The following is a 6275-nucleotide window of genomic DNA, read 5'->3' on the forward strand; positions in this document are numbered from 1 at the left end:
CATGCTCTGGCGTGCAATCAGCGAAGAGACACCCGGCCCCATATGGGCCGGGTTGTTTTCTGAATACTGGCCCGACTACCGGAGATGGTGGTTGCGGGAGGGCGATAGCGTGCGCCCGACCTACATGGAAAGCCGCCAGGCGCTGAAACAGCATATGCCCGAGATGGTGGCGCTCTATGACCAGCTCTGCGAACTGGCGGGGGGCGGCGATCAGGCGTCGCGTTTCCTGAGTTTCTATTGCCCGCCGCCTTACCTGTCGGGATGTTCGCAAGCGATCTGGACCGGCAAGGAGCCGGTGTTGGTGCGCAACTATGATTACAGCCCCAACGCTTTTGACAGCCTGATCCTCAAGACCGACTGGATGGGCCGCTCGGTCATGGGCACGAGCGACGGGCTCTGGGGGCTGGTGGACGGGGTGAACGATGCGGGGCTTGCCCTGTCGCTGACCTTTGGCGGACGGCGTGTCGTGGGCGAGGGGTTCGGGGTGCCGTTGATCCTGCGCTATGTCCTGCAGACCTGCAAGACGACGCAAGAGGCGGGCGAGGCGCTGGCCCGCATTCCGACGCATATGAGCTACAACGTCACGGTGCTGGACCGCAAACGCAACTATCTGACCGTTATGATGTCACCGGATCGCCCGGCGGTTGTCACCCATGCCGCCGTCGCCACCAATCACCAGGAAGCGGTGGAATGGGTCAGCCATGCGCGGTTCACCGCCACGGTCGAACGCGAGCGCTATCTGCTGCACCGCCTGAGCCTGCACCGCGACCCGCAAGAGACCTTTATCAATACCTTTCTCAAACCGCCGCTCTATTCGACGGCCTTTTCGGTTGGCTTTGGCACGCTGTACACGGCGGTCTATCGGCCGCGCAAACGCCAGATGGAAGTGCGTTGGCCGGGCACGGTCTGGCCGCTGTCGCTCAGGGATTTCCAGGACGGAAGCCGCGTTGTCCACCTGCCGGGAAACGAGGCCGCCACCGCCGAGGAGCATTCAGGATAGGCGCGGGCGTCTTGCTGGCGGGTTGTGCGAACAATCCGGGCCAGGGATCGTGCCGGTTCAGGGCCCGGAAACAATTGCCACATCGGCCCAAATGATCGCCCGGACCGCTGCGACGGCCCGCGGTGCCGCGTGCCGATGATCGGTTCCAATTGCCGCTGCGGAAAGGAACGCGGAAAGGCGATTGGCATGGCAAGGCGATGACGCTAAACCGCCATTTGTGTCGCATTCGGGATCAAAGGCCATTGCAATTCGGTGGCTTCCGAATACGCTGACGCGACGTTGAAGGCGGATCGGCACCAAGGCCGGACGCCCGCAATAAAAAGACTGTACCGACCCAACAGGAGGAAAATGGGAATATGGAACGTCGTAAGTTTTTGAAAGGGGCTGCGATTGCAGGCACCGGCGCGGCTCTGGCGGCACCGGCAATCGCACAGGGCGGCAAAACGATCACCATCGTGTCGACCTGGCCCCGGGACTTCCCCGGTCTGGGTCTGTCGGCCCAGCGTCTGGCCGAGCGAATCACGGTGGTTTCCGGCGGCGCGCTGCGGACCGAGTATTTCGCGGCAGGCGAGCGTGTCGGCGCGTTCGACGTTTTCGACGAAGTCGCCAGCGGCAACAGCCAAGCCTATATCGGCGCCGAGTATTACTTTGGCGGAAAGCACCCGGGCTTCAACTATTTCACCTCGGTTCCGTTTGGCATGACCACGCCGGAATGGAACGCCTGGATCAAGTTCGCGGGCGGCCAGGAACTCTGGGACGAGCTGGCCGGTGAATTCGGGCTCAAGACCATCACCTGTGGCGGTACCGGCGCGCAGGCCGGCGGCTGGTTCAACAAGGAAATCCTGTCGCCGGATGACCTGAACGGTCTCAAGATGCGTATCCCGGGTCTTGCCGGTGCGGTGATGACCAAGCTGGGCGTGTCCACCGTGTCGCTGCCGGGTGGTCAGATCTATGAAAACCTGGTGTCCGGTGCCATCGAAGCGACCGAGTGGGTTGGTCCCTATAACGACTACTTCATGAAGTTCTACGAAGCCGCGAAATACTACTATACCGCCGGTATGCACGAGCCGGGCGGCGGTCTGGGCTTTGGCATGAACAAGTCCTGGTGGGAGAGCCTGTCGGATTACGAACAAGCCGTGATCACCGCCTGCTGTAACGAGGAAATGGCGGCGCAGATCGAAGAGGCATCGGCCAAGAACGGCGAATATCTCACCAAGCTGGTGAACGAGCATGGCGTGCAGGTGCGTGCCTTCAACGAAGAGGTCTGGGACGCGTTCGGCAGCGCCGCGGAGGAAGTGTTCGAGGAAACCCGCGATCACTCGCCGCTCGCCGCCAAGATCAACGACGCCTACCAGGCCGCGCTGCGCGAGATCGGTGGCTGGCGTGCCATCGCCGAGATCGAGTTCACCAAGCAGCGCAACCGGATCCTAGATATCGGCTAGACGCCGGGCGCCAACAACCGGGCAGGGGACAGCTTGCGGGCTGCCCCCTGCCATTCTATAGACGCTCCGCTGACCACCCCGCGCGAGACTGGCCCGACGTGAACAACCGGGCCCCATGATTGGGAAAATCGTGATGAACGCTACCACTGAGGCAGAGATTCTGTCGCCTCGCGGTGCACCCGCACCCTATGTACGGTATTTCGGCTGGGCCACATTGCTGGTCCTTCTTGCTTTTTTGATCAATAACGTGCTCATCGTCTGGTATGATTACCCGACGCTCGGGGCATTGTTCTCCGGAGCCGACAGCCGTGTCTGGGTCCTGGTCGCCACCTATGGTCTGGCGCTGGTGCTTGCCGGGTTGCTGGTCATGCGAACGCCGAACCGCACGCTCCGATACGATGCGCGGATCATCAGCGATTTCAACGCCTACCTGATACGCGGCTGCTATTTCGCGGTGCTGTTCGTGGGGGTTGCCGATTTCACCATCGCGTTCCTGCGGGTCGAGGGTCTGTTGACGGCACTTGTCTCGGAAGACATGGCCAAGGAACTGACCCGCTCGCGCTTTATCGGCCCCTATGTCCATGTGCCGCTGATCATCCTGGGCTTTGTCGCCGCGATCTTTTCGCGCACGCTCGGGTTCATCTGGCTGGCGCTGCTGATCGTGGTTGCCGAACTGCTGATCGTGGTGTCCCGCTTTGTGTTTTCTTATGAGCAGGCGCTGATGGGGGACCTCGTGCGCTACTGGTACGCGGCGCTGTTCCTTTTTGCCTCGGCCTATACACTGCTGGAAGAAGGCCATGTGCGGGTCGATGTGCTGTATGCGGGCTTTTCCGCGCGCACCAAGGGGCGGGTCAATTCCATCGGCTGTATCTGCCTTGGCATTGTCACCACCTGGACGATCATCATCATCGGGCTCGGCTCGAAACAGGCGATCATCAACTCGCCGGTGGCGAATTTCGAGGTGTCACAGGTCGGCACCGCCGGCATGTTCGTCAAGTACCAGATGGCGGCGTTCCTCGCGATTTTCGCGGTGACGATGCTCATCCAGTTCGTCAGCTACCTGTTCGAAGCCGTCGCCGATGCGCGCGACGAACCGGGCAAGCGCGAATTCGCAGCTATTTCACACTGAGGCCGCACGTATGGAACTCCTATTTCTCTTCATCCTGATCGTCATCATGGCCTCGGCGCTGGCATCGGGTTTCCCGGTTGCCTTTGCGTTGCCGGGATCGGCGATCATCACGATCGCGCTGGCCGCTGGCAGCGGCTATTTGTTCGCGGGCAATCCAGACGCCTATTTCCATTCGGGCGGGCCATCGCAATGGCTGACCGCGGGGGTGACCAACCTGCGCGGGGTCTATTGGGAGGTCGAACGGGATACGTTGATCGCGATTCCTCTATTCATCTTCATGGGCATCATGCTGCAACGCTCCAAGATCGCCGAAGACCTGCTGGTGACCATGGCGCGGCTGTTTGGCCCGGTTCCCGGCGGTCTGGGCATTTCGGTTGTGTTCGTGGGCGCGCTGCTCGCGGCGACGACTGGTATTGTCGGTGCAACCGTGGTTGCGATGGGGATGATTTCGCTGCCGGCGATGCTGCGCAACAATTATTCGCAATCGCTGGCCACCGGTACAATTGCCGCATCCGGTACGCTCGGACAGATCATTCCGCCGTCGATCGTGCTGATCATCCTTGCCGACCAGCTGGCCAGCGCCTCTGACCAGGCCAGCACCGCGCGCAAAGCGCTCTACAAGGATGCCACCGGTGAGCTCAGCATGCCGAGCGTCTTTGATGTCGCCTCGACCAGTGCCGGTGAAATGTTCCTGGGGGCCTTTGTTCCGGGCATCGTGCTGGTTCTGGTCTATATGGTCTTTATCCTTGTCTACGCGATCCTGCGTCCCAAATCCGCTCCGGCAGTGCCCTATGAAGGCACGCGGGATTTCGGGTTCTGGGTCAATGTCTCGCTGACGCTGATCCCGCCGCTTGCGCTGATCTTCCTGGTTCTGGGCTCGATCATCGCGGGTATCGCCACGGTGAACCAGGCGGGGGCCATCGGGGCCGCCGGTGCGATCATCATGGCCGGTTACCGGATCACCGAAAAAAACAAATTCACCTATTACCCGGCGCTGCTGACCTTTGTCGCGCTCGGTCTGATCGTGTTTGCCCTGTCCAGCTACAACATGAACATCAAGGCGATCATGGTGGTCGGTGGCGACATGACGGGCATCGTGATCGGCGTCACGGCGGTGGTTCTGTTGATTGTCGCGCTGATCTGGAGCGGCATCCGGGTTCTCAAGATCGAGAACACGCTGCACGAAGTGATGATCGAAACCGCCAAGACCACGTCGCTGGTGTTCATCATCTTGCTGGGGGCCGCCATGCTGACGGCGGCGTTCCGGGCCTTTGGCGGCGAAGAGCTGGTTCGTGACTTCCTGAATTCGCTGCCCGGCGGGTTCTGGACCCAGTTCGTCATCGTGATGGCGGTGATCTTTGTGCTTGGCTTCTTTCTCGACTTTATCGAGATCGCCGTGGTCGTGGTGCCGATTGTCGCCCCGATCCTGCTTGCGGATCCCGAGGCCAACATCACCGCCGTGTGGCTGGGGGTCATGATCGGTCTGAACATCCAGACCTCGTTCCTGACGCCTCCGTTCGGCTTTGCGCTGTTCTACCTGCGCGGGGTTGCCCCGGCCATCGTCAAGACGGTGCAGATCTACAAGGGCGTGATATCCTTTATCGCTCTGCAACTCGTGGCGCTGGCGATTGTCGGATATTATCCGCAGCTGGTGAACTACCTGCCGAACCGGATGAGCTTCCTGTCGGAAACCTCGCCGCCGCCACGCAACCCCAAGCTGCAGCAATGCCTCGAAGAATATGTGCTCGATCAGGTGAAGCTGAACGGCGATGCGATCAATGGCGCGATTTCCACGGCCAAGGCGCTCGACCTGTCGGTGCTGCCAGCCAGCATGGCGTCCGGGCTGAAGGGCGGGTTTGACAGCGCATCCAACGCGGTGGCACTGCTTGGTGACATTTCGGCGGGCGAGGCTGCGGTTCAGGCCGCGGCGGGTGAATATCGTCCGGTGATGCGGGTGGTTCGGGATCTGCAAAAGGACATGCGCAAGCTGGATGTCGAAATCGACGAGCTTCGCGAGTCTGCCCGGTTCCTGAACGACGACACCGATGCGGATCGGCGCGCAAGCATCGAAGAGCATATCGCCGAGCTGGAAGCCGAGAAGGACATCATCGCCGCCGACATCCCCGAGAGCTGGGACGCGACGCATGACGCCTTTGCCACCCTGACCAAGGCCGAGGAAACGGCACGGGTACAATATCGTCGGGCGTCTGACGAGGCGGTGGAATCGGCGGCAGAGTTCATCACGATCATGGATGCCAATGCCGAGTTTGCGGCGCTGGAAGCCGACCTGCGGGCCCTGTCCGACCTGGTGGACAATGGCGACCGGGCCGAGGCGGAATCGGCGGTGGACGAACTTGGCAAGACCTTCGCCAAGATCGCCGGCGCGCGTGACGTGTCCTCGCCGCTGTCGCAGGCCCGCAGGGCCCTGCGGGACGGCAAGGAAGATCGTGCCAAGGCCGCGTCGGAATACGCCAAGGCGCTGTCCGCCTATGAAGAGCAACTGCGCTGGCGCGCCGCCGCCGAGCAGACCGTGCGTCCGGGCATAGAAGCTTATATCGCCGGGATCTCGGAGACTGTCGGCGCACGTCAACAGCCGCGCTTCAGCCGCGACCAGGCGCTGTTCCTGGCCAAGTGCAACTCGGTACACCGGGACCTGTCGCTCAACTTCTGAGCGCATCCCGCTGTTCGGACAAAATCGGGCGGT

4 protein-coding genes are annotated in these 6275 nt (G+C 61.6%); all 4 read left to right on the forward strand.

Annotated elements, in window-relative coordinates; translation table 11 throughout:
• The first annotated feature begins 1 nt into the window (after position 1).
• Positions 2-1000 (forward strand): C45 family autoproteolytic acyltransferase/hydolase, encoded by a 999-nt coding sequence (locus tag ACP15R_RS12055; protein WP_424986658.1) that lies wholly within the window; start codon positions 2-4, stop codon positions 998-1000.
• Positions 1001-1356: 356 nt separating this feature from the next.
• A complete protein-coding gene (locus ACP15R_RS12060; RefSeq protein WP_424986659.1) occupies positions 1357-2442 on the forward strand; it encodes a TRAP transporter substrate-binding protein in 1086 nt (361 codons plus the stop codon).
• A gap of 133 nt (positions 2443-2575) precedes the next feature.
• Entirely contained in the window at positions 2576-3571 is a 996-nt protein-coding gene (locus ACP15R_RS12065) for a TRAP transporter small permease subunit (RefSeq protein ID WP_424986660.1), read from the forward strand.
• 10 nt (positions 3572-3581) lie between these two features.
• Positions 3582-6242, forward strand: coding sequence for a TRAP transporter large permease subunit (locus ACP15R_RS12070; RefSeq protein WP_424986661.1), 2661 nt, complete (start codon positions 3582-3584; stop codon positions 6240-6242).
• The last annotated feature ends 33 nt before the right edge of the window (positions 6243-6275 follow it).

This window comes from Microbulbifer sp. S227A (assembly GCF_049800935.1).

Bases quoted from the DNA above. Each gene is read 5' to 3' on its own strand.
- ACP15R_RS12065 (WP_424986660.1), top strand. From the start codon at position 2,576: ATGAACGCTACCACTGAGGCAGAGATTCTGTCGCCTCGCGGTGCACCC.
- ACP15R_RS12070 (WP_424986661.1), top strand. From the start codon at position 3,582: ATGGAACTCCTATTTCTCTTCATCCTGATCGTCATCATGGCCTCGGCG.
- ACP15R_RS12060 (WP_424986659.1), top strand. From the start codon at position 1,357: ATGGAACGTCGTAAGTTTTTGAAAGGGGCTGCGATTGCAGGCACCGGC.
- ACP15R_RS12055 (WP_424986658.1), top strand. From the start codon at position 2: ATGCTCTGGCGTGCAATCAGCGAAGAGACACCCGGCCCCATATGGGCC.